This is a genomic window from Ereboglobus luteus, from assembly GCF_003096195.1.
Classification (GTDB): domain Bacteria; phylum Verrucomicrobiota; class Verrucomicrobiia; order Opitutales; family Opitutaceae; genus Ereboglobus; species Ereboglobus luteus.
This window is the reverse complement of record NZ_CP023004.1, coordinates 2,942,125-2,968,033: the sequence shown is the minus strand read 5'-3', so window position 1 is coordinate 2,968,033 and position 25,909 is coordinate 2,942,125. Positions and strand designations below refer to the sequence as shown.

General features: G+C 61.0%; 14 protein-coding genes. 5 read left to right on the top strand and 9 right to left on the bottom strand.

Going from position 1 to position 25,909, the window contains the following annotated elements; all coding sequences use genetic code 11:
- Positions 1-28: 28 nt before the first annotated feature.
- On the bottom strand, positions 29-1,276 hold the full coding sequence (locus tag CKA38_RS10825) for an MFS transporter (RefSeq protein ID WP_108825490.1): 1,248 nt from the start codon (positions 1,274-1,276) through the stop codon (positions 29-31).
- Positions 1,277-1,551: 275 nt separating this feature from the next.
- Here CKA38_RS10825 and CKA38_RS10820 point away from each other — a divergent pair, with 275 nt between their 5' ends.
- The gene (locus CKA38_RS10820) at positions 1,552-2,298 is read left to right on the top strand and encodes a phosphatase PAP2 family protein (protein ID WP_161554856.1); all 747 of its coding nucleotides are present in this window, start codon (positions 1,552-1,554) and stop codon (positions 2,296-2,298) included.
- Between the two features lie 196 nt (positions 2,299-2,494).
- On the opposite strand, the gene rlmN is transcribed toward CKA38_RS10820, so the two are convergent.
- The 6 genes from rlmN to CKA38_RS10790 form a co-directional block, all read right to left on the bottom strand.
- On the bottom strand, positions 2,495-3,607 hold the full coding sequence (rlmN, locus tag CKA38_RS10815; protein WP_108825488.1) for a dual-specificity RNA methyltransferase RlmN: 1,113 nt from the start codon (positions 3,605-3,607) through the stop codon (positions 2,495-2,497).
- Between the two features lie 28 nt (positions 3,608-3,635).
- Positions 3,636-4,529 carry a DUF1266 domain-containing protein gene (locus CKA38_RS10810; protein WP_108825487.1) on the bottom strand — a complete coding sequence of 298 codons (894 nt, stop codon included), beginning with the start codon at positions 4,527-4,529 and terminating at the stop codon, positions 3,636-3,638.
- Positions 4,530-4,640: 111 nt separating this feature from the next.
- On the bottom strand, positions 4,641-5,795 hold the full coding sequence (locus CKA38_RS10805; protein WP_108825486.1) for a sialidase family protein: 1,155 nt from the start codon (positions 5,793-5,795) through the stop codon (positions 4,641-4,643).
- Positions 5,796-6,006: 211 nt separating this feature from the next.
- Positions 6,007-7,074 (bottom strand): glycoside hydrolase family 43 protein, encoded by a 1,068-nt coding sequence (locus tag CKA38_RS10800; protein WP_202863894.1) that lies wholly within the window; start codon positions 7,072-7,074, stop codon positions 6,007-6,009.
- Positions 7,075-7,182: 108 nt separating this feature from the next.
- A complete protein-coding gene (locus CKA38_RS10795; protein ID WP_192881134.1) occupies positions 7,183-7,809 on the bottom strand; it encodes an MIP/aquaporin family protein in 627 nt (208 codons plus the stop codon).
- Between the two features lie 207 nt (positions 7,810-8,016).
- On the bottom strand, positions 8,017-8,544 hold the full coding sequence (locus CKA38_RS10790; RefSeq protein WP_108825484.1) for a gamma carbonic anhydrase family protein: 528 nt from the start codon (positions 8,542-8,544) through the stop codon (positions 8,017-8,019).
- Positions 8,545-8,707: 163 nt separating this feature from the next.
- Here CKA38_RS10790 and CKA38_RS10785 point away from each other — a divergent pair, with 163 nt between their 5' ends.
- The 4 genes from CKA38_RS10785 (at position 8,708) to CKA38_RS10770 (ending at position 24,275) form a co-directional block, all read left to right on the top strand.
- Positions 8,708-10,318, top strand: a complete 1,611-nt coding sequence (locus CKA38_RS10785; protein ID WP_108825483.1) for a DegQ family serine endoprotease — start codon at positions 8,708-8,710, stop codon at positions 10,316-10,318.
- Between the two features lie 211 nt (positions 10,319-10,529).
- Complete coding sequence (locus tag CKA38_RS10780; RefSeq protein ID WP_108825482.1) at positions 10,530-11,372, top strand: LpxI family protein; 843 nt, start codon at positions 10,530-10,532, stop codon at positions 11,370-11,372.
- A gap of 206 nt (positions 11,373-11,578) precedes the next feature.
- Positions 11,579-20,158, top strand: coding sequence for an autotransporter outer membrane beta-barrel domain-containing protein (locus CKA38_RS10775; RefSeq protein WP_108825481.1), 8,580 nt, complete (start codon positions 11,579-11,581; stop codon positions 20,156-20,158).
- 427 nt (positions 20,159-20,585) lie between these two features.
- Complete coding sequence (locus tag CKA38_RS10770; RefSeq protein WP_108825480.1) at positions 20,586-24,275, top strand: glycosyl hydrolase; 3,690 nt, start codon at positions 20,586-20,588, stop codon at positions 24,273-24,275.
- A 268-nt stretch (positions 24,276-24,543) separates the two neighbouring features.
- Here the strand turns inward: CKA38_RS10770 and CKA38_RS10765 are convergent, their stop codons facing one another.
- Together CKA38_RS10765 and CKA38_RS10760 are read right to left on the bottom strand one after the other, a co-directional pair.
- Positions 24,544-25,659, bottom strand: coding sequence for an LptF/LptG family permease (locus CKA38_RS10765; RefSeq protein WP_161554855.1), 1,116 nt, complete (start codon positions 25,657-25,659; stop codon positions 24,544-24,546).
- 88 nt (positions 25,660-25,747) lie between these two features.
- Positions 25,748-25,903 carry a FeoB-associated Cys-rich membrane protein gene (locus tag CKA38_RS10760; protein WP_108825478.1) on the bottom strand — a complete coding sequence of 52 codons (156 nt, stop codon included), beginning with the start codon at positions 25,901-25,903 and terminating at the stop codon, positions 25,748-25,750.
- Positions 25,904-25,909 lie beyond the last annotated feature (6 nt).

The window sequence follows — 25,909 nt, the reverse complement described above, 5'->3', positions numbered from 1 at the left end:
TTAATGAGTTATATATATAAATTATAAACTAACGGGCGGACGGCGGGTTTTCTTTTCGCGCCATTGTCCAAAGCACGGCGACGGCAACCAGGTGGAGGCCGCCCATGACGGCGAAGATGGGAACGGGGCCGACAGTATCAAGCGCGCGCCCGACGAAGAGGTTGAATATCACGGACCCAAGGGCGCCGAAACCGGCCGAGATGCCGAGCACTCCGCTGACGTTGCGCGTGGGAAAGGTCTCGGTCAGGATGACGGGGACATTAAAAAGCCAGCTCAAGCAAATGGCGCATACGGCGCTGAATATGGCGATGACCACAACGGGGCTGGCAATGTGCGGGGTGAATGCGAAGACGGGCATGACGAGGGCGATGGTCGTGAGCAGAACTTTGCGGGCGCGAAGCGGCGCCATGCCGGAACGCACCATGAAGTCGGAGACAATTCCGCTGCCGATGCCCCCGAGTGCGGCAAAGAGAAACGGAATCCATCCGAACATGCCGACTTGCTGCTCGCTGAGACCGGCGGATTTGAGGTAGCCGGGAAGCCAGAAAAGACAGAAATACCAGACGGGATCACTGATGAAACGGATGAGGATGACGCCCCAAAGCGTGCGTGTTTTCCAAAGTTGCGGCCATGTGAAGGCGGCGCCTTTCGTGGAGGAAGCCTCGCCGGTGTTTTCGGCGAGCACCTCGGCGGGCGGATTGCGGTAAAAGGCAAACCAAAGCACGGCCACAATGACGCCGAGCACACCGGGAACGAGAAACGCGGCGCGCCAATCGTAGGTTTCCTTGAGGCCGACGAGGAGCGGGGCGGCGATGACCATGCCGATGGTGCCGCCGGCAACGCAAAGGCTGTTGGCCGTCGCGCGAAGTTTCTTGGGAAACCATTCCGTGACTGCGCGGAGCTGCGCGGCGTAAGCCATCGGCTCGGCGGCGCCAAGGACGGCGCGGCAGGCGCCGAACGTCCAGGCAACGCGAGTGAACACCGCCGCGATGCAGGCGGATGACCAAAGCAGGATGCCGCCAAACATAAACCGCCGGACACCGTCGCCGTGTCCAAAGCGGTCGATGAGCCAGCCGGAGACGGGATACATGATGGCGTAGAAGAAAATAAACACGTTGGCGATCAGCGCGTAGCCGAAATTATCGAGGCCAAACATCGTTTGTATTTCATCCTTGAGGAAGGAGATGGTTACCCGGTCGATGTAATTGAGCACCATCGCCGCGAATATGATCGCAACAATAATCCAGCGTCGGAGAGAGGGTTTCAGAAAGGGCATAAATCAGATTTCGGGATAAGAATTAGCGGGATACTAAGAAGGAGGAATTGTCCGCCGGCCACGGCCGGATTCGACCAAAGCAGGGCATAATAAAAGGATGGTCAATATTTCATTTTGAATGTTTATTCATCTTGAAACAAATAACTTCCGCATGCCCAAATGGCATGCTTCACGCCTTGACCTCACCGGTTTGCGACACAACTCTGACAAGACCTCGCCTCCTGAATATTCATTCAGACAAACAATCACACACACCCTTAGCACAGCACACATCAATGAGAAAAGCTCCCGTCATAACAGTAATAATCGCGTTCCTCCTCGCCGCCACAGCCGGTGCCGCGGATCAGCGTTTTCTCACGACAGACCCCGCGGCAATCATCGCGATGGTTCCTCCGCCGCCGGCCAATGATTCCCCGGCGGGAATGGCCGACCTTGAAACCGTGCTTCAAGTGCAAAAGGACCGCACCCCCGCGCAAGTCGCGCGCGCAAAGCGGGTCTGCGCCCACGACAGCCTCTCGATGGGCACCCAAGTTTTCGGTCCCGCGTTTAACGAAAAAAACCTGCCGCGCACGATCGCCATTCTGACAAAGGCCACCAACGAACGCCGCCCGGTCGTTCGCGCATCGAAAAGACAATGGGATCGCGTCCGCCCCTATGACCGCGGACTTGGTGTCGACCCTTGCGTGGAACGGCAGGACAACACCTCGTATCCAAGCGGCCATTCCTCGGCGAGCGCGCTCTGGGCGGTGTTCCTCGGCAAGGCGATGCCCGAATACGAAATCCTGTTCATGAACGACGTGCGCGAAACCATGTGGTGTCGCGTGATCGGCGGCGTGCATTATCCGTCGGACACGCAAGCGGGCAAATTTATCGGAACCATCATCGCCAACGAAATGCTGCGCAACAAACAGACCCAGGATGCGATCAAGGAGATGCGCGCCGAACTGTTGGACTTCCTGAAAAAAAATCCCGACGCCAAACAAAGAGCCCAGGCGCTTCTCAAAAAAACAGCATCCAAATAATGATGGGGAAACCCTGAACGGCAAACAGGCAGGGCGCGCGTCACTCACGCCGTGGACTGTATGTGACGAAGCAACGGTTTCGGTGTTTCGAGCGTTAGCGATAGCCTACCAACCGCCCTACCCTTGGCGTCTCACATGAGGGATTAAAACGCTTTTGCGAGCGGCATGTCCGCGAAGTCGCAACCCTTCAGGCGCGCTACAACTGCTGCTCCCGTTCCTTTTCCGTCCGCAGGCGCAATTGGCCGCAGGCGGCGTCGATGTCGTGACCTTTTTCGCGGCGCAATGTCACCGAGATCCGAGCGTTGCGCAGCACGTCGGCGAAACGCTCCTGGCGATTGTTGCTCGGACGTTTCCACGGCAGCCCTTCGACGGTGTTGTAGGGAATCAGGTTCACATGCGCGTGCAGGTCGAGCGCGATGTCGCGCAACTTTTCCGCCTGATCAAACGAGTCGTTCACGTCCGCGATCAGGATGAATTCCAGCGTGATCATGCGTCCGTGTTTTTCGGAAAACGCCATCACCGCGGGCAAAAGTTTCGCGAGCGGATAGGCCTTGTTCACGGGCATGATTTTTTCGCGCACCTCATCGGTCGCGCCGTGCAGCGAAACCGCGAGGCGAAACCCGAGCGGCTCGTCGGCAAGTTTCAGGATTTTCGGAACCAGCCCGCTCGTCGAAACCGTGATGCGGCGCGCGCCGAAACCGAGCCCCCAGTCGGCGTTGACGATTGTGAGCGCGCGCATGAGCGCGTCGTAGTTGGCAAGCGGCTCACCCATGCCCATGACGACGATGTTGTCGAACGAGGCGAGCTCCGCATGCGCACGCGGCGTGAGCGCGTCCTCGCGATAACAAACCTGCAATAGTTGCGCGACGATTTCGCCGGCGGTGAGATCGCGCTTGAGCCCGGCGAGCCCGCTCGCGCAAAATACACAGGCCATCGCGCAACCGACTTGGGTTGAAACGCAGATTGTTTTGCGCGAGTGATCGACGCCCACGCCATCCTGCGGCGCGCGGATGATAACGGTTTCGATGAGCGATTTGTCCCCAAGCTCGAGCAGGAGCTTGTCGGTCACGTCGGCGGACTGGCGCCCGAGCACGAGCGCGGCGGGCATGAGTTCAAACGTGTCCGCGAGCCAGGCGCGGAGCGGCTTGGAAAGGTTGGTCATCGCATCCCAGGAACGGACGCGCTTTTTATACAGCCATTCGAGGATTTGCCTGGCGCGAAACGCCGGCTCGCCGCGCTCCTTGAGGCGATCGGAAAGCGTTTCGAGCGTTTCGCCGGTAAGCGGCGGCTTGATGGGCGTGTATTTCATGCGGCAAACAACTGTCTGCGCTGCACCGTCACCACTCAATCGTCACCCACGGACTTTTGGGATCGCTCAAGAGGACGTCCATGTTGGCCTTCATCAGTTCGTAGGTGTCGTCGCCAGTCCAGACATAACGGGCAAATTGGTAGGCGACCGACATTTCCTTCCACGAACCATACGCGGCGCCGATTTTTGCGGCGGCGTCCATGATCGAGGCGAGAGCCTCCTCACGCTCCAGATAACCGGCGTCGAAACCGGCGCGCGAAATGTTTATGATGCGGGCAAAATCCCACACCATCATGTCGGGCACTTTTTTCTCGGAGCTGATCAGGCCGTCCTCGACAAATTGCTCAAGTCCGTCGCGAAGATTGCGGAGGCGTTCGACCGCAACGTCCTCGTCCATCACGCCCGCGAGATCCTCGCGGAGGTAGCGTTTCCCTTCCTTGGCGTCCAAAATCGTGTAAGCCTGCGCGATGATTTTAAACTGTCCGCGATGCCCCGTTTTTTGAAGGCGCGCGATGGTTTCGAGCATTTCTTCGCGCCCGTCGATATCCCACCACTGGGAAAGAAGCTGGCGGCAGTTTTTTTTGCCGAGGCCCGTGGGAAGGTCGTTGAGATATTGGTCGTTGAGCATGCACAGATCCGCGCCGCAAGCCACGGCGCGCTGCTCGTCCGGCGTGAGCGTGGTTTTGTCGGAAAGCGTGATTTCGGAGCCCCCGGTCTCGTCGTCGTCGCCATCACCGTCGCCGAAAAGCTCGTTGAACTGCTGCATGTTTTGCGTGAACTGGGAGATATTCTGGTTCCACTGCGACGCCGCGTTCATCGAGGCCGCGAATTGCTGCTTGTAGGCCTCGATCATTTCGTCGGTAAGGCCCATGGCCTTGAGTTGATTGAGATAGGCGTCGAGTTGCTGTTCCTGGGGAGTCATCGTTAAAGGGAGTGCTGTTTTTCTATATGATGTGAAAAAATGAGCGGCTCGCCCCCGTTATGTCAATGCACGCGCTGGCTTGCCGCCCGGCGCACTCCTCGTGCGTTGACCTCATTTAATGTCACCCAATGAGAATCGCGCGAAGACGATGCGCTGATAGGACTGCTTGCGGGTCTTGCCGCCGACCTCGTAGAGGCAGCCTGCCTCCGTGTTCGAAAGTGACACGAGGCACGAATACGCGGCGGACGCCCCTTGCAATGCCAATGAACGCGGCCATGTCGCCCCGTCGTCCTCGCTCAAGCGCACCGTCATGTTTTCGCGGGCGGTTTTTGACGCAGGATTGGAGAACAGCATGACGCCGGGTTTCTTGCCTTTCGGCCAACTGTGGCGCAACACGCTCGCTTGGCAGCGCGGCTCGACAAGCGCGGGCGTGTCGACCGGCCCGGTCCATGTCACGCCGCCGTCCCTGCTGCGCGCAACCGCCCGGCAGCCGTTATCAAAATACGAACGCATGTTCATCTCAATCGCGCCGGCGGGCGAGGCGAGCTCGACCACCTGGCACTCGTTCATCTTCGGATGAATGACACCGCCGAGCTTCCACGTCTTCCCGTGATCGTCGGAGTAAATGCTGTGCGAACCGTATTCATACGGACCTCCGCGCAAATTGCCCTGCGGATCATCGTAGCTGTGCACGCAGGGAATGACGAGCCGCCCCTTGTTCGGGCCGCGCGCGATTTGGATGCCGACGCCGGGACCGGTCGCATACCAGCCCCACGACGGATTTTTGAGCGTGGACGTGAGATCCACCGGCTTCGACCACGTGCGCCCGCCGTCGCGCGAGTGCATCACCCACACCGTGCGCGTGCTCGCGGCGCGCTTGTTGATGATGTCCACCTCGCGATCCGTCCCGAGGTTGTGCGTGCCGAAAAGCCAGATAACACCCGTGTCGCCATCGACCACAGCGCAGGGATTACCGCAAGTGTTGCCGGCATCATCCCAGATCACGCTCGCGGAGCTCCATGTGCGGCCGTTGTCGCTGGAACGCTTCACCAGCAAATCGATGTCGCCGGCGTCGCCCTTGCCGCCCTTGCGCCCTTCGGCAAAGGCGAGCAAGTCACCGTCCGCAATGCGCACGATGGACGGTATTCTATACGTGTGATAACCGTCGCGGCCGGAAACAAAAACATCGGTAGTTTCAACAGCGGCATTCGCGATTCCGGATGTCATTATTATCAAGCCAAGGAGTGTGATGGTGAGGTTTCGCATGATGATATTAGGTTCAATAATTGGCGTGAAATTGCATGTATTAAGCCCGTGTTCGATAAAACGAATCGGGGCGTGAACGAGGGCGCTAAGCAGCCTCACAAGGCAACTGTTTTTACCTCGTGGAAAAGCTTTCACGGAAGGTATTTTCGCCAAACCATGAGCGCGGCGCCGCGCGCCCCGCGAGGCAAGTTGCCAAGCGGCGCACCAAGCCTCACGGCAGAATCAACGGTGCCCGCGGCGGCGGACGCCTCATGGCAAGATCGATTGAGCGCAACCTGTCGATGATGGTCACGGGCACTTCGATCACTGTGCCGTGGCGCACCCCGGAGGGCAGCGAGATTTTGTCGGTCACATCCTCCCACGTTTTCATATCGCGCGAACGCATCGCGCCGTAATGTTTTTCACGATACACATCGAAATATACAAGCACCTCGCCTTCGCGCCCGACAAATGCCGCCGGCCCCTCAACCCAATCGCGAGAGAACGGGGCAGCGGGCGGCGCGGCAAACGGCCCCGTGGCACGCGCGCTGGTCGCAATGCGCAAATGTTTTTTCGGGGGAGTCACGGTTTCATCCTTCACGATGAGCTGCCAGAGTCCGCCAAACTTGATGAGCGTGCCGTCAATCACACTGAAGCCGGGCTCGTAGAGCAATTGCGCGGGCGGGAAGTTTTTGAAATCGGTCGTGGTCGTGTAATAGAGACGATGATTGTATTTGTTTTCAGATGTGCCGGCGGTCTCGGAAAAACGTCCCTCAACCGTCGATGACCAATAGATGACAAACTGCCCCGCCTCATCGTCGTAAATGATTTCGGGCGCCCAGCAGTTGCGCGTTCCGTCGATGCCCGCCATGACCGGAATCGCGTCCTGTTTCGACCATGTGAGAAAATCGCGCGTCGATGCGTGGCCGATTGTCCGCCCGTCCCATGAAGTCGTCCACACCATGTGATAAACGCCGTCGGGGCCGCGCGCCACGCAGGGATCGCGCATGAGTTTCGACTCGCCGACGCGGGGCTTCAGGTAACTCGCGCCCGATCCGAGGGCGTTCCACTTGTAGCCGTCGTTGCTCCAGGCGAGGTGCAGGCCGCTTTTGCCGTTGCCGGTAAAGTAGGTGAAGAGGTAGGCGATGGCGGGCTCGCCCTGCGCCGCGCTCTTGGTATTTTTCGACGCACACGAGCAAAGCAACAGGCAAAGGATGGAGGCGAGAAGGCCGGACGCCAAAACGCCAGGGTGCCGGGAGGCGGAGCGGGTGAGGGAGAAATTGCGAATTCGAAAATTCATGCGCGCAAAACTATGCGGCATGCCGTGAAATATCGAGCCCGGTTTCATGCGCAAAAAAAGCCGGACAAAAATGTCCGGCTTTCGAAACAAGTGCGGTCAGCGAAAAACTCAGTCGTTGCCGTTGACAATCTTGTAGGTGAGCGCCGCGACCGCGCCGCCGACGAGGTCGGTGACGATGTAGAGCACGAGCATCGCGAGATTGGCCTTGCCCATCGCGAACACGCCGAGGCCGACCGCCGGGTTGAACGCGCCGCCGGAAATGCCGCCGACCGAAATCGCGCAGACAAAAACCGTGAAGCCGATCGCCAGCCCGTAAAACGAGTTGCCCGCGGTGCCCTTGGACGTGGCGGTGTTGAGCACCACCCAGACAAGCGCGAACGTGCCGATGAATTCGGCGATAATGCACGGAACGACCTTCTCAATGCCGCCGCCCACCCCGAGGCTCAAGCTCGCGTCGACCGCGAGGCAAACAACAATCGCCGCCACGACCGCAGCCGCGAATTGCGCGATCCAGTAGGGCACGACATCCTTCGCCTCACATTTGCCGCGCAGGAAAACGCCGAGCGTCACCGCCGGGTTGTAATGGCCGCCGGAAATATGGCCGCCGGCATAAACCATGACCATGAGCGCGGAGCCGATGGCAAGCGCGCCAAGGACGGGGCCTTGGTTGACGACCATGCCGACGGTGAACACCAGGAAGAAGGTGCCGATGAATTCAACAATGAGTTTTTTCATAATAGTATGTAATGGAATTAGGATGCGTTGTTACCCACCCATGGCGAATAACATGAACGTGGAAATTGAAGCCCGCGAAAAAAGGCAACACGCAAAAACCTTGCACACAATTTTTTCAATCGGGGAAATCATGCCATTCCTTGCGCGCATCCACCACGCAAAAACAGGCGCGCATGCACAACTTACCGCCTTTTCACAATTCGCACATTATTTCTGCGCAGCCGCGTGCGCGGCGGAAACGTGCACATACTTTTCGGCCCAGCCCTTGAGCTTAGCCTGCTCCTCCTCGCTGAGCGGGCGCACGACCTTTGCCGGCGCGCCGAGCACCATCGAGCCCGGCGGAATCACCGTGCGCGGCGTCACCACCGCACCCGCGCCCACAATGCTCCGCGCCCCCACCCTCGCGCCGTCGAGCACCGTCGCGCCCATGCCGATCAGGCACTCGTCCTCAATCGTGCACGCATGGATGATCGCGCCGTGGCCCACGGTCACCCAGTCGCCGATGACCGCGTCGAGATCGTCCGCCAGGTGCACCACGCAGTTGTCCTGAATGTTCGAGCCCTCGCCCACCACGATCCGCGCAATGTCGCCGCGCAACACCGCCCCGTAAAACACGCTGCTTTTGGGGCCGAGCGTGACATCGCCGACAACGGTCGCATTGGCGGCGACCCAGTTGGCGCTGGCAGTGTCGGGAGTTTTCGAGAGATGGGCTGCGAGACGATCGTGAACGGTCATGGTTGTTGAAAATTTTTACCGGAAAACATTACTCCCAATCTCGCAAAAGGACACGGAAAATTACAAAAAAGTAAGCTTCCCGAAAGATATCCGAAAATAATTCGTGCGATAGTTGGGGCGCAACATTCCAAAAGACACATCCATTTTTCAAACATCCGCTCTTATGACAAACCACAACACGCAACCCGCCCATCACGCAAAAACCGCACGCCGCCCGTTCGCCCTCCTCGGCGGCAGCCTTGTCGCAGTGGCTGCGATCACGCTCTCGGCCGTCGCCTTCGCGCAAAAGGATTCGAAGCCGGGCGTCACGATGAAAGTTGACGCCACTCCGCTCACCCGCACCGCGCCCTCCGCCACCGAAAGCTACGCGCCCATCGTCAAGGAAGTCGCGCCCAGCGTCGTCAAGGTGCTCGTCACCGAACGCGCCAAAAACGTCCCCATCGCCGACAATCCATTTTTCAGCGACCCGCGATTCCGCGATTTCTTCGGCCCGTTTTTCGGACCGTATGGCGACGACGACAGCAACGGCGGCAATCGCGGCAACAACCGCCGCGGCAGCCGCATGCAACGCCAGCCCGAGCAAACCGGCCTCGGCTCCGGCGTCATCGTCTCCGCCGACGGCTACGTGCTCACCAACGCGCACGTCGTCACCGGCGCCGATGAAATCAAAGTCTCCCTCAACGACGGACGCGAATTAAAGGCCAAGGTCATCGGCACCGACCCGAAAACCGACATCGCGGTCATCAAGGTTGAGGCCGGCGGATTGCCCGCCGCCACCTTTGCCGACAGCGACCAGCTCGAAGTCGGCGACCGCGTGCTCGCCATCGGCAATCCCTTCGGCATCGGCCAGACCGTCACCGCCGGCATGATCAGCGCCCTCGGACGCGGCGTCGGCATCATTGAGGACGGCCAGGGCTACGAAGATTTTATCCAAACCGACGCCTCCATCAACCCCGGCAACTCCGGCGGAGCGCTCACCGACATGAGCGGACGCGTCATCGGCATCAACACCGCCATCCTCTCCCGCTCCGGCGGCTTCCAGGGCATCGGCCTCGCCATTCCCTCCAACCTCGTCCGCAGCGTCATGGAGCAACTCGTCGCCAATGGCAAAGTCGTCCGCGGCTTCATCGGCGTCGCCGTGCAAAACCTCACGCCTGAAATGGCCGAGCAATTCAAACTCAAGAACGCCGACGGCGCGCTCGTCGCCGAAGTCACGCCCGACGGCCCCTCCTCGAAAATCGACATTAAGCCCGGCGACATCATCACCGATTTCAACGGACGCGCCGTCAAGGACGGACGCACGCTCCGCCTCGCCGTCGCCGCCGTCGCTCCCGGCACCAGCGCATCCATCACCGTGATGCGCGACGGCAAGCCCGAGCAACTCGCCATCGTCGTCGGCAACCAACCCGGTGAGAAAAACACAGCCGGCAACGACGCATCCGGCGGCGCCAAAACCGAGGATAACGGCACGCTCAACGGCGTCGGTGTGGCCGATCTCGACGCCCGCACCCGCCGCGCCTACGGCATTTCAAGCAACATCACCGGCGCGGTCATCACCGACATTGATCCCGACTCGCCCGCCGCCGCCGCCGGCCTGCGCCCCGGCGACGTGATTCAGGAAATCAACCGCGAACCCGTCGCCAACGCAGACGAAGCCGTCAAGCTCACCGAAAACCCGCCCTCGAAAAAGACGCTCCTCCGCATCTGGAGCCGCGGCGGCACCCGCTTTGTCCTCGTTGACGAAACCGAATCTCCCGAAGCCTCGAAAAAATAAAACGAGGCGGCCCGAAACATAATCATCATACCACGTCCCGGCCTGCGCCAATGCAGACCGGGACGTTTTACATTCGGCCGCGGCGGCATCGCTCCACTTGAATCGATCCAAATCGGTTTAAGTCGAATCACATCGCGCCCTCCCATCGGGGAGACACACCCGTTTCCAGCCTTGCCAGCGCGGCGGCACGGGCATTACGCATTTGCCCATCGTGTTATCGCGCTTTCTTCCAGAAGATTTCGACACCGCCAAACCCATCACGCTCATCGCCGGCCAGGGGCGATACCCCGTGCTCGTCGCCGATGCGATACGACGGGCTGGCATACCGATCAGGCTGCTTGCGTTTCATGAGGAAACACCGCCCGAGCTTTACGCAACTTTCCCCGAAACCGAACGCCGCATGGTTTATGTCGGGCAACTGGGCAAGGCCCTGCGCGCGCTGCGCGAGTTTGGCGCCGGCTACGCGCTCATGGCGGGGCAGATCACGCCCAAGCGCCTTTTCGGCGGACTGCATCCCGATCTGCTCGCAATCAAAATTCTTTTTTCGTTGAAACGCCGAAACGCGGAAACAATTTTTGGCGCCCTCGCCGCCGAAATCGAAAAAGCCGGCGTGCGCATGCTCGACGCCCGTTGTTTCCTGGACGACCAACTCGCCTCGACAGGCGTCATGACCGGGGGAAAATTCCCCATCAACAACGAATACCTGGATCACGGCATCCACATCGCGCGCGAATCCGCGCGCCTCGACATCGGCCAGGGCTGCGTCGTCCGCAAGGGCACCGTGCTCGCGGTCGAGGCGTTTGAGGGCACCGACGAAATGCTGCGCCGCGCGGGAACATTCAAGACTGACGGCACGCTCTTCGTGAAAACGGTCAAGGCCAACCAGGACTACCGGTTTGACGTGCCTGTTTTTGGACAGCGCACGCTCGAAGTGATGCGCGAATCCGGCCTGCACGCCGCCGCGCTCGAGGCGGGCCGCGTCATCATGCTCGACAAGCCAGCCGTGGTCGCGCAGGCCAAGGCGTGGGGCATCTCGCTCTGCGGGTTCGAGTGAAAATCCCCCGGCGTCGCGAGTGAAACCAGACGATTTGCGCGCAACTTGCGCAAATGAGGAAATAATCATTCCTCGCTTAAAAAATTGACCAATCCAATTGTCCTTTGCTTTTAATAAAATAGTTACATTACTTTGGCGTCCAGCCCAACGCCCCCTCCCCGAAGACAGCCTTTCGCCAAGGCAAACCCATTTCATCAACTAACCAAATGAAACAGCAAACCCTTATGAAACGCCTCCAATCCATTGCATTCAGCCTAGCGACACTCCTTGCGATCGCCCTGCCCCAGCAATCCGTCAGCGCCGCCGATGTTTATTGGGGCGGCGGCACCGGAGCCATCACCGACGACAACTGGTATTCCGACGCCGGGCTCACCACACCCGCCACGCTCGCCGCCAGCAATACCATCAACCTCGCCGGCGGCACCCTCTTCGTCGTCAACACCGCCACGATTAACAGCACCAACATCGGCCTCGCTGCGGGCGACAATGCCGCAGTCATTGTTTCGGGCACATGGAATAACACCACCGGCAACCTTTCCATTGGTGATGCCGCCGGCAGCGCCGGCTCGCTCTCCGTTCTCGGCTCCGGCTCTGTCCGCGCCAGCACCTTTTACGTCGGCAGTTACGGCTCAGGCACCTTTTACCTTGCCGAGGGCGCCATGCTCACCAATTCCGCCAACGCCTTCCTCGGTCGCAACGCCGCCAGCGCCCCCACCCACAACCTCGCCACCATCGACGGCATCTGGAACATCGGCGGCAACTTCAACATCGGCAACGCCCTCAACCACACTGGCGAAGTCATCGTCAACGGCGTGATCAATGCCACCAACACCAGCGGCCAAATGCGGATTGGTAACGGACAAAGCGACAGCGTCGGCGACGCCGCCAGTGTTGGCATATTGAGAATCACCGAAACCGGCACCGTCATTTTCAGCGGCACGGAAATAGGCGTCGGTCACCTCGGCATGGCCTCCTCCACCAACGCCGTCAGCAACTCCTCCGGCACCGCCATCGTAAACGGCGTCCTGCTCGATTCCGGCAACCTCAAGGTCGGACGCTCCGGCCACGGTCACCTCGAAATCGGACAAAGCGGCACCGTCATCGTCGGCACCTTCTCGATCATTGGCGACGGCAACAGCTCCTACAACGTCAACAATACCGCAGTTGGCCCCGTCGGCGGCACCGCCATCGTTGACGGCTATTTCGGTGTAGGCACCTACCTCTATGTTGGCAACAACAGCCCCGGCTCCCTTGAGATTGGGCAAACCGGCACTGTCAAAATCGGCAACCACCTCTACATCGGAAACGCCGCCATCGGCTCTGGCACCGTCACCGTCGCAGGACTGCTTGATGTCGCCACCAACATTCGCATTGGCAGTTCCGGCACCGGCACCCTTGAGATTCTCTCCGGCGGCACCGTCATCCAGCGTGGCGCCAACAACTACGTCGCCTCCGCCGTTTCAGGTGCCTCCAGCAATGGCGACGTCATCATTCGCAGCGGCGGCTACCTCGACACTGGTGCCCGAGCTCACGCCGCCCAAGCCAATTTTGGTATCGGCTGGAGTGGCCAGGGCGCGCTTCTCATCGAGACCGGAGGCACTGCGGTGGCCGCCGCCACCACTTCCGACAACGTCGCATTCTCCCTCGGCTACACCGGCCACGGCACCGGCACAATCGCCGGCACCCTCGTCGCCGCCACCGGCTACTCCGACATCGGCCAGTCCGGCACCGGCAGCCTCGCCATCGAAAGCGGCGGCCTTTTTATTGCCGACCGCGTCCGCCTCGCCTCCGCCAACGTCAACGCCAAAGGCACGCTCATTCTCAACGGCGGCGTCCTTGAAACCCGCCAGATTGCGCGCGGCCTCGGCACCGCCACCATGCTTTTCAACGGCGGCACCATCCGCGCCACCGCCAGCACTGATGACTTTTTCTCCAACATCCCTGTCGTCGATCTTGGCGCCGGCTCCCTCACCCTCGATACCCAGGCCTTTGCCGTCACCGCCACCAACGCCCTCGCCGGCTCATCCGGCGCCACCCTGAATAAAATCGGCGCCGGCACCCTCGTCCTCACCGCCGACAGTTCCGCCTACGCCGGCACCATCAACATCCGCTCCGGAATCCTCGCCAGCGGCAATTCCAGCGCGAAGCTCGGCGGCAACGTCACTATCTTCGACGGCGTCATGCTCGACCTCCGCAATGACGCCCTCGCAACCACCGGCAACCTCACCTTCAACGACGGCGCGGTCTGGATATACTCGTTCGAAACCCAACAACAGCTCATCGCCAATAATCTTACCATTGCCGGTGACGGCACGTTCTTCCTCGACCTCGGCAACTATGGTGTCGGCGATCTCATGCCCGGCACCTACACGCTCGGTTCCTACACCACCGGCATCGGCATCAACAATCTCGAAAACTGGACCATCAACGGCGGCACCGTTGCCTACAATGCCACCATCGACACTTCGGACGGAAGCAGCATTAAACTCAATTTCAACTCCGCCGGCGTAAACTTCCTCGACTGGCAGGGCGGAGACGGCGATTGGAACGCGTCCTCCGCCTCATGGAAGATTTCCGGCACGGCGGTCAAATGGGGCTACGGCGGTCTCGGCGTCTTCGATTCCGGCTCCGGCACGGTAAACGTCACCGGACTTCACACATTCGACGCACTCCAGTTCAATGTAAACGGGTATACCCTCGCCGGCACCGGCACCCTCGCCGGCAACACTCTTGCCGGCAACGGCGCGCTCAACTTCAACGTCACGGTCGCCAGCGCCACCGCCACCATCAACACCGCCCTCGCCGGCACAAACCTCAACAAGGTTGGCCCCGGCGCACTCATCCTCGGAAGCAACGTCGCCCCCACCGGCACAACCGTCATCCGGGGCGGCACGCTCGAAATCGCCGGCGCCGGCGCCCTGAACGCCGACATTGTGGAAATCGCACCGGATGCGGCCGATACCGCGACCCTCCGCGTCGCCGGCGTCCTGACGAACACCGGCATCTTGAACATCGGCAAGGAAGGCTCGGGCGCGCTCGTCGTCGCCAACGGCGGTGTCGTCAACCAGGCTGTCGAAACCTACATTGGACGCGCCGGCTCCGGCCTCCTACTCGTTGAAAACGGCGGTGCATTCTATCAAACCGGCAGTTACTTTCGCGTCGGTGGCGGAGCCGTCGGCGACACCACCACCTCCGGCACGCTCATCATCCAAAATGGCGGCACCGTTGACATCACCAACAACATACACATCGGGGCCTATGGCTCCGGCACCGCCCTCATCGACGGTTACCTCCGCGGCGGCGCCAGTTCCTACGTTGGCGTTTACGCCGGGAGCCAGGGCGTTGCCACCATTGGGCAAACCGGCACATTCAGTGGCGCCGGTCTCCTCACTATCGGTTACAACGCAACATCCTCCGGCACGCTCATTGTCAAGGGTCTCGCCAAGGTCGGCACCAACCTCTACGTCGGCTACAACGCCAACGCCACCGGCAACCTCCTCGATATCAAAAACACCGGCACGGTCACCGTCGGCAGCAGCGGCCACATAGGAAACGCCGTTGGCTCCAGCGGCACCGTTTCCGTCGCAGGCAGATTTGAAAATATCGGCAATCTCTACGTTGGCAACAACGGCACCGGCTATCTTGACATTGCCACCACCGGCACGGTCAAAACCGGCGGCATTGGCTTCATCGGCAATGCAGCTGGCTCCTCCGGCACTGCCACCGTCTCCGGCCTCTGGGGCATCACCGGCAACCTCGCCATCGGCAACAACGGCGCCGGCACGCTCGATCTCCAATCCGGCGGCACGGTCATCGTCGGCGGCACCACAATCATCGGCTACAACGCCACCACTGGCAGCGGCACGCTCGCCCTCAACGGCGGCGTTCTCCAAACCACGCAGCTCGCCCGCGGCGCCGGCGCATCCACCCTCATCATCAACGGTGGCACGCTGCGAGCCGCGGCCAGCACGGATGACTTCTTCGTGAACTTCGCCGACCTCAACCTGAATGACGGCACGCTCGCCTTCGACACCAACGGCTTCACCATCACCGCCACCAACGCCCTCGCCGGCACCATCGACGGCAAATTTGTCAAAACCGGCTCCGGCAGCCTCGCGCTCACCGCCGACAGCACCGCCTTCACCGGCACAATCGCCGTGCAAAAAGGAGCCCTCGTCCTCGCCGCCGATCCCAACACCAGCGTCGGCGCAAAACTCAACCAAGTTTACGTGGAGAACGGCGGCAGCATCCGCTCCTCCGCGGCCGACGCCACAATCAACACCCTCGCCATCGCCTCCGGTGGCGCGCTCGACATGCGCGAGGCCGCCCTGACAATCAACGACAGCGTCACGTTCGCCGACGGCGCCATCTGGCGCTACTCGCTCACCGGCACCCACGCCCTCAGCGTCGCCAGCTCCGGCACCCTCATCTTTGACGGCGACGGCACCTTTATTCTCGACCGTGACGGCCTGAACATCGACTCCACCATCGGCCTCTACACCATCGCCAACTATTATGCCATATCCGGCACGGACAACCTTCTGGGCTGGGATATCGCCGGCGGTGACTTCTCCGTGGACGACTACAATATCCAATTCGACCTCGGCTCCACCCCCAATGCCATAAAGATCTTCATTGGCGACGCCAGCGTTGACCGCCTTCTCTGGCAGGGAGGCAACGGCGATTGGGACACCACCAGCACCACATGGAAACGCGGCAACGCCTCCGACGTGTGGAGCGACGGCGCCTTCGCTATTTTCGACACCGGCACGGGCATTGTGAACGTCACCGGACTGCACACTGTTTACGCCCTCCAGTTCGGTGACATCACCAGTGTTGATTATACCCTGAATGGCACCGGCACGCTGACCTCCTTGAGCGCTGCCGAAATAAAAGTAGTCTCCGCCACGGACATCGCCACCATCAACACCGCCATTAAAACCCCCGGCTTCAACAAAAGCGGTCTTGGCACCCTCGTCCTCGGCGGCAATGCCACTTTTGACGGTGCGGCCCTTGTCAAAAACGGCGCGCTCGAAGTCTCCACCACCGGCACCATGACCGCCACGGAAGTGCTAATCGAAGGCGCGGCCCCCACGGTTCGCGTCGCGGGCGTGCTGACAAACAGCGGCTTGCTTCAAATCGGCGGCACGCTCAACGGCGCGCTCGTCGTCGCAAACGGCGGTGTTGTCAACCAACGCAGTCATACTGCCGTCGGCTCCTCCGCCGACGGCGCCGGCCTTCTTCACGTCGAAACTGGAGGTCTCTTCAAACAAACGTCCGGCTATTTTCGCATCGGCGGCGGCGCCGCCGGCGAGACGGCAACCTCCGGCACACTCATTGTTGAAACCGGCGGCACCGCCAGCTCGGCCGGCCACATCCACATCGGCGCCTACGGTTCGGGCACGGCGCTCATTGACGGCACCCTCACCGGCAACGGCAACACTTACATCGGCGTTTACAGCGGCGCCCAAGGCGAAGCCACCATCGGGAATGACGGCGTCCTCGACACCACCGGCTACCTGACCATTGGCTACGATGCCACCGGCACCCTCACCGTCGCCGGCCTCGCCAAGGCTGGCTCCCATCTCTATCTCGGGCAAAACGCCGGCTCCACCGGCAACCTCCTCGACATCACCTCCAGCGGCACCGTTGCCATCGGCGACAATGGCCTCATCGGCAACGCCGTCGGATCCAGCGGAACGGTCAATGTCGCGGGACTGCTCAACTTTGACGGCAACCTCGCCGTCGGCATGAGCGGCGCCGGCTATCTCAACATCATCGGGGGCGGTGAGGTCAATAACGCCGCCGCGGGCATCGCATGGAATGCCGACTCCACCGGCCACGCCGATGTCGCGGGCCACTGGAATGTCAGAAACGACCTCCGTGTCGGCTACGGCGCCGACAGCACCGGCGTGCTCGACATCAAGGACACCGGCACCGTCACCGTCGGCGGCACGGGCTTCATTGGTTATGCAGCCGGATCCTCCGGCACGGTCAACGTCGCCGGCCACTACAATATCGCAACGAGTCCCTTGTATATTGGCAACAGTGGCAACGGCACGCTTGAAATTCTCAATGGGGGAACTGTCAGCGCCGGAGCCGGCAACAACATCGGTTACGATGCCGGCGTCACCGGACACCTCATCATTCGGAACGGCGGCCTCTGGCAAAGCACCCGGGGCATATCCGTCGGTTACAGCGGCACCGGCAATATCCAAGTCGGTCAGGGAGGCTCGCTCATCCTTGACGACCAATGCCTCTACATCGCCAATCAGGTTGGCTCCTCGGGCTCCGTCACCATTGACGGTTATTATGAGAGCGGCGGCGGCGGCACCTATTACCAACCCGTCGGCTACCGTGGAGTCGGCACTTTCGACATCGGTGCGACCGGCACCGTCAGGAGCGGCGCCTTTGAGCTCGGCCGTGAAGCCGGGGCCGAAGGCAACAGCACTGTTGCCGGCCTATGGTTAATCTCTGGCGTCAACAACAATGTGATTGGCAAAAACGAAGGCTCAATCGGCAACCTCGTCATTGAGAATACCGGCACGATCCTCGTCTCCACCACCCACGTCGGCAATTATTTCGTTGTCGGCCTGAATGAAAACTCCAGCGGCACCGCCATTATCCGGGGGCATCTCGACACCGGCATCCGCTCAAACAGCGCAACCGACGGCAACCTCATTATCGGACACTCCGGCACCGGATACATGCTCATTGAAGCAGGTGGCGTGGTCATCGCCAGCGCAACGGGCGGCGACACTGCCGCCCTCAGCATGGGACGCAATACCACCGGAAACGGCACACTCGACATCGCCGGCCTGCTCTCCCTCAAAAATGGCAATGCCATCGTTGGCAATGCCGGCACGGCCGTGCTCAACATCGCCTCGACGGGCACGGTGGTGGTCGGCGGCCAGTATAGGCAGGGCATGAATTCTGTCCTGAGCGTGGCCGCCTCGGCCTCGCGCTCCACCGCCTACATCACCGCCGAAAGCGCGTCGCTGTCGGGCACGCTTGCACTCGACGGAGCCTCCTTCAGTTACGCGCCGGTCGCCAAAGCCAGCGAACTCTCCGATCTTGGAATCCTCATCCTCCACGCCACATCCGGCACCATCGGCGGCGGCTTCACCACCGTCACCGGCGTTAACGGCTCCGCCCTCCCCGACTACCTCTCCATCGGCGGCCAGGCCAAGGCCAACAACGACGGCTCCGCCTCCTACTACGCCGGCTACCGACTCGCATGGAATTCGCTCACAGGCGCGCACGGCACCTTCACCCTTGAGGCGGGCCAAACCTTCGAAGTGGACACGCCTCTCACCGATCGCGTTGGCGAAACCGACCCCGCATGGGACAAAAAATCGCTCACCAAGAAAGGCGCGGGCACGCTCATCCTCAGCGGTCAGAACACCTTCAGCGGCACGCTCAACATCGTCTCCGGCACGATTCGGCTCAGCGGCACCGCCATGCACAACTACAGTGCCCTGGCCAACAACGGCGTGTTCGACTTCGGCCCCCAAGTCGCGCCCGACATCTACCGCACCGCCACGGTCAAAGGACTCTCCGGCAACGGCACCATCCGCATGAGCGCCGACCCCGGCACCGGCGTGAGCGACCGCCTCATCGTCAACGGCAACGCCGAGGGCACCCACCGGTTCATCATTCGCGCCGCTGACGGAGCCACCGCGCCGACCATCGAAAGCCCCGCGACCGTCGTCGCCACGATCTCGGGGCGCAACACGGCCACATTCACCGGCGGCCTCGACTTCGAGGGCACCAACTACGCCGCAGTCCAAACCGCCCCCGGCACGATCAGCCTCGTCGCCAACGGCGCGGCTGGCGTTTATAACCCAATTGCGGGTGTTCCCGGCTCGCAAAGCCTCATGTGGTTCGCCTCGCAGGACAACCTCTCGCGCCGCCTTGGCGAAATGCGCATGCCCGAAAACACACCCGCCGGCAATTACTCGGTGTGGTTGCGAGCCCGCGCCGAAAGCTCCAGGCTGAACGCCAGCACCAACATGCGCCCGTTTGACATGGATCTTTACGGCTTTGAATTTGGCGCGGACAAGACCTTCGCAATTCCCTCGGCACGGCTCGCAGTCGGCGTCTATTTCGGCTACGGTCACGCCACGCAAGACTTCGATCCGCGCGCCGGCACCGGCACCGCCGACGGCACCAGCGACCAACTCAGCCTCGGTGCCTACGCCGCGTGGTTGAACGACACCGGCTGGTTCGCCAACGCAACCCTCGCCGGAGCCCGCTTCGACAACGACTTCAGCTCCGCCGACCAAAGCGGCAACCGCACCAAGGGCGACTACAACGACAACGCCATCGGTCTCTCGTTTGAGTTCGGCAAGCGTATCGCACTCGGCGAAAACCCCGAGGCGGGCTGGTTTGCCGAGTCCCTGGCCCAAGTTTCCTACGTCCGGCTCATGCGCGACGATTACCACACCAAGGGCGCAAACAATCTCAATGTTGACGGCAGCGACATGACCATCTCCCGCCTGCGCGCCACACTGCGCATCGGACGCGGGTGGAAGCTAAACACCGGCCGCATGGAGATCGCAGGCCGCGCCGGCGCGGCTGGGGAACGCAGCACCGGCGGCAAAATCCGTGTTGGCGACAGCACCCCTTGGCGCCCCAATGTGGATGGCAGCCGTGTGGAAGCGGGCGCGGGCCTGATCTGGCGTCCTACCGTCGCCGGCCAGCTCTACTTCGACTACGAGTTCGCCACCGGCAGCGGATATCAAAAACCCTGGTCCATCAGCCTCGGCTACCGCCACGCATTCTGATTTTTGTCGAATAACTCACAGCGCGGCGGCTTCACTCAGGAGCCGCCGCGTTTGTTTTTGGCTCGCCCTCAGACATCGCCGCCGCCGCTCCCAGTTTTCTCAACAGCAACCGAATGCGCATTTCAAATGTGCGAATGAATTGAAAATTCCTGAAAGGGCTTGACGGTCATTTGAGAATAAGGACTTTCCTTAAAATTATATGACCGACTTGCATCATAAATACACCTCATTTCCCTAACCATCCGACTCCTTCAACGCATACCTTTTCCTCCCCGTTCAGTAAGATTTCCGCCTCGCGTTTCGCCCATCCCCTTCCCTCTCCAGCCTCAATTGGACGCTCCCTTTCCCTTATCATCACGCCCTCTGATTTGATCCGCCACATCCCCATTTTCGCATCAACACCCAATAAAAAAACACCCGACACCCAATGAAACTCCGCGCACTGATCCCATCAATCACCGCCAGCCTGTTGCTCGCCGGAACGCTCGCTCACGCCGCAAACGCGGATGAGGACTTCCTCAAATACACCAGCCACAATCCCGACCAGTCCGAACACACGCTCGACGCCGCGGCCTTCGCGTCGCCCACGGGCTGGGCGCGTCCGCAAACCTGGTGGCACTGGCTCAACGGCAATGTTTCCCGCGCGGGCATCGAGGCCGACTTGCGCGAGATGGCCGACAAGGGCATCGGGCAGGCGCAGGTTTTCTCCATCGGCAATCGCGACAAAAATCCCGCGCCGGTCGCATTCGCCTCGCCCGAGTGGTTTGACCTCTTTCGCTTCGCCACCGAAACCGCCGCGAAATACGGCATCGAAATCGGCATTCATAATTGCGACGGCTGGTCCGAGGCCGGCGGCCCGTGGATATCTCCCGAACAATCAATGAAGGAGCTCACGTTCAAGACCCTTCGCGTTACGGGCAACGGCGCGGAGCAGTCCATCGCGCTGCCCGAGCTCGACCGCAAACTCGACTTCGTCCGCGACATCGCCGTGCTCGCCTGGCCCGCGAAGGGTCCCGAGGGGCCGTCGCCCGTCACGCGATTCAAGTTCATGTCGGGCGCCGCCAGCGACCGCGGTCCCGGCCCCGAGGGCGCGGCGCCCTCCAAGGCCGTCCCGTCCGCGCGAGCCCTTCGTCTTGGTGAAATTCACAACCTCACCGCCAGCGTCACCGACGGCGCCCTCCGCTGGCGCGTGCCCGACGGCGAGTGGGTTGTCATGCGCGTCGGCTACACCACCACGGGCAAGACCACTTATCCCGCGACCGCCGAGGGCCGCGGCCTCGAGGTGGACAAGTTCGAGCCCGCCTTCGTCAACCAGCACTTCGACGGTTATCCGAAAAAAATGCTCGATGCCGCCGGCCCGCTCGCAGGGAAAACATTTTCAGTCATCGAAACCGACTCATGGGAGGCGGGGCACCAAAACTGGACGCAAAATTTCGAGCGCTATTTCCGCGAGCAAAACGGCTACGACATCCTGCCGTGGCTGGCCGTTTACGCAGGCGAGTGCATTGAAAATATCACCGCGACGGAAAACTTCCTTCGCGACCTCCGCCAAACCTTCGCCGCCCTCATCGCAAAAAACTTCTACGAGACAATGGCCGCGCGCATCCACGCCGCCGGCCTGCGTTACGAGGCGCAGGACCTCGTTGAGAGCTTCGCGCGCAACCCGCTCGGCGGCTACCGCGCCTCAGACGTCCCGATGGGAACCCTCTGGCAGCCGCCACGCGCCGCGCCGGGCCTCATCGACGGCATTCGCATCTCCGGCGCCATCGCCGGTTCCGGCTCCGGCCTCGGGTTCGGCGGCGCAGGCGCCACACAGATATCGCGGCGCGCCGAGGCCGCCAGCGCCTCGCATTTTTATGGCAAGCGCCACGTCGCCATCGAGACGATCACCGGAAGGCGCGGCAACTGGGCGCATTCCCCCTGGAGCCTCAAGGGAACGGTGGACAGCAGCTTTTTCGACGGCGCGAACCTCCTCGTTTTTCACACCTTCGCGCATCAGCCCGACGAACGCTCCCCCGGCTGGCAAATGAATCCCTACGGCACCGCCCAAAATCGCAAGCTCACCTGGTGGCCGTTTTCCAAGCCGTGGTTCACCTACATCTCGCGCACGCAATACATGCTCCAGCAAGGCAAGCCCGCCAACCGCGTCCTCTACTTTTACAGCGACCAAATCCCCTCGGGAAGCGCCTACCTTCCGCTCCGATCCAGCCAGCAATACGACATCGCCGACGGCGACGCCGTGCGCAACTTTCTCCGCGTTGAAAACGGACGCCTCGTCAGCCCCGGCCGCATGAACTACGAGCTCATGGTCGTCTCCAAGGACACCACGCTGCTCCCCGAAACACTCGAAAAACTAAAAGCTCTCGTCGAGGCGGGCGCGCGCGTATCCGCCGAAAAAAAGCCCTCCTTCAACCCGACCCTGCGCGGCGGCGCGAAAGCCGACGCCAGCTGGCGAAAACTCGTCGCGGAACTTTTCGGCGACGGCTCCAAGTCCGCTCGCAAAATCGGCAAGGGCGTGTTCTATGCCGGCCACACGCCCGACGAGGCCATCGCCGCCCTCGGCCTCCGCGAACTGTTCACATGCAGGCTCAATGATTTGTCCGATCCCAACGACATCGCCTGGACCCACCGCGAGCACATCGACGGCTCCGAATGGTTCCACGTCGCCAACAAGGATTCCGCCGCGCCGCGCTCGGGAATCATGTCCTTCGACGTCACCGGCAAAACCGTCTCGATCTGGCACCCCGAAACCGGCGAGATCACACCCGCGCCCGTGCTCGACGAAGCCGATGGCCGCACGCGCATCCCCCTCTCGCTCGCGCCCCTCGAAGGCGTCTTTGTTGTGTTCGGCGGCAAAAACGCGCCGCGCTCGCAAACCGCGTCGAGCGTGACCGTGAACGGCCAGCCGGTGTTCCCCGTCGTGCCACCGCTTCCGGTTGACAACAAAATCATCACGAAAGATTTCACTGTTTTCATAACCGTCACGCCCGCCGCCGACCGCCCCGTCACCGCGCAAAGCACCAAGGGCATCGTATCGCTGGCAAAAGAAAACGTCGTCCTCATCCCCGAGGAAATGCACAAAAAAGTCGGCGACAAAAACCATGCCTGCGCCGGCCTGAGCGTGGGCCGCAATTCCATCGCCGTGTTCGAGCACGGCACCAGTTTCCGCAACAGCGTGCTCGTCTGGAACAACCCCGTGCCCGAAAACGCGCGCATCGCCCTCGCCTACAAAAACAACGTCCCCACGCTCTACCTCAACGGCAAACAAATCGCCACCGGCTCCGCCTCCGGCCGCGTTGTCCACCCGCCCGCGAGCCTCCAAGGTTCGTTCAAGGGCAAGGTGGCGGGATTCTCCGTGCATGACACGACATTCGACGCCAAAAAAATCGCCTCCGACGCGCGCGCCCAAACACCGTCCCCCGAATGCGACAATTCAGAATCGAAGCAAAAATCGCCGCGCCTCTACGTGACAACCAAGGGCAAAATGGGCGCGGAATTTTTCACGCCCGGAAAAGTTGAAATCAAGAAAACCGACGGCCAAACACGCTCGCTCGCAGCCGAAAAAATCCCCGCGCCCAAAACGCTCGCCGGCCCGTGGACAGTTACATTCGACGCCAAATGGGGCGCGCCCGCCGGACCGCAACGCTTCGACACACTCACCTCGTGGACGGAGTCAAAAGAGCCCGGAATCAAGCACTACTCCGGCGTCGCGACGTATGTGAAGGAGATCACGCTCGACAAAAACGAAACCGCCGCGGGCCAGCGAGTGTATCTTGAAATCGACCAAGTCTGCGAAGTCGCGCAAGTCACGGTGAACGGAAAACTCGCCGGCACGCTCTGGCGCCCGCCCTACCGGCTCGACATCACCGACGCCGTGCGCCCCGGCAAAAACACCCTGCAAATCGCCGTGGCCAACACATGGGTGAACCGCTGCCTGCATGACGCCACCCTGCCGGAATCCGAGCGCCTCACCTGGGCGAACACAATGGACGTCCACTTTCCCGATCCCAAGAAGACCAAGCCGGCCAACTCGATTCACTGGGCTCACGGCCCCCTGCCCTCCGGCCTGATCGGCACGGCAAAACTCGCGTTCTCAAAACTCGTCGAGGAAAAGTAAGCATCCCGTTAATTCACCCTCTTCCATCGGACGAAGCAGTCGGCTTCGTCCGATTTTTTTATCCCGAGCCAGAGACATTTCACCACCCGAGCGAACACGCAAACAGCATTATCAGGCAAAAAACCGTTGTCCATAACGCCACGGATATTGCCCCAAATGTCATTCGCTTCAGTGGCTCCCAATAGGCTGCACGCCCTATGAAATCAGTCGCGTTTAAAAACTGAAAACAGACTGTTTCTCCGGCATCCCCTCAACGCGGTTTATCACATCAGCGCATCCGCGCGTAAAACCAACCGCCGATGAGCAGCAACGCAGCGCCCGGCAGGCATGCAGCGACAACAGGCGACAATATGCCCTGCGACCCCATCGACTCGGCCACTTTTTCCAGCGCAAAATAAATCGCAAACAAACCGAGCGATTTCGACACGCCGACCGCCGGGTTCACGCGCACGCCAGTGATGGCAAAAGGGATCGCGATCAAAATCACAATCAGCGGCGCAAATGTTCCCGCCAGAATCCCGTAGTAGCGCATCGCGTAAATCTTGAGCTTCGGGCTCTCCAGCACCTCGAAATAATCCATGATCTGCCTGAGCCGGAAAAACGACAGGTCCTTCGGTTTCACGTCGAAACTCAGCATCAACTCAGGGTCCTCCTTGTAATATAAAACCGCCTTCTCGTCGAAAGGCGCGGAGCCCGTCACCGCGCCGTTTTCGGGATCAAACAAAGTCTCGCGCCCATTGTGAAACACCCAGCAGCCGAGCTCCTTGTCGAGATGGGCCTCCTTTGCGTAGATGCGCAGCTTTTCCTGTCTCCGCACGGTGAACTCGGACACCGTCACGCCGTAACCGCGCTGCGCGTAGCGGCTGTAACGATTCATAAACCAGAGGCGTCCCTCGCGGTCGTTGTCGAACGTCACCGTGCGCGTCACCCCGATCGAACCCGCGTCGGCCGCGGCCTTCGCCTCGTTGCGAAAACCAAGTTCCTGCAACATTGTCAGCGATTTCTCCACCGACCAGGGCACGATGCTCGCATTGAGCCACCACATCACGCCGCACATCAGCACGCCCACGACCCAAATGCTCCGCGTTATTTGCCCGTAGCTCAGCCCCGCCGCGCGCATCGCCGTGATTTCGTTTCCGCGATGGAGCCGTCCCAGCACATACAGCAGCGACACGAGCAGGATGATCGGCAGCACAAATGACAAAAAACTCGGCACCCTGACCGCGAAATACTGCCCCATGTCCACGACATTCGCACCCTTGTTTCGCAAATCGCCGAAGTCCTGAATCATGCACTGGACGAGCAACATCCCCAGCGTGGCCAACACCACGATGAGCAGGAAGCCCAACCATTCGCGCAAAATATGCCGGTCGATCGTTTTCAAGACTCGCTGATAAAAAATCACAACCCGCCCGATGCAAGCCGTCATTCCCGTTCACAAAACACCCAGCGCCTTTGATGGAGGCTCCGCCCTATCGTTTGAGCCTCTTCTTAAACTCGTCCGCCGGGCACGCGCAGTTGTCGCCGCAGCCGGGTTTCTTGCGCTTGCTCCACGCACGCCACACAAGCCATGTCGCGGCGATCCCGACGATCACCAACGCCGTCACGGTCTGAAATGTCGCGTTCATGGCAAG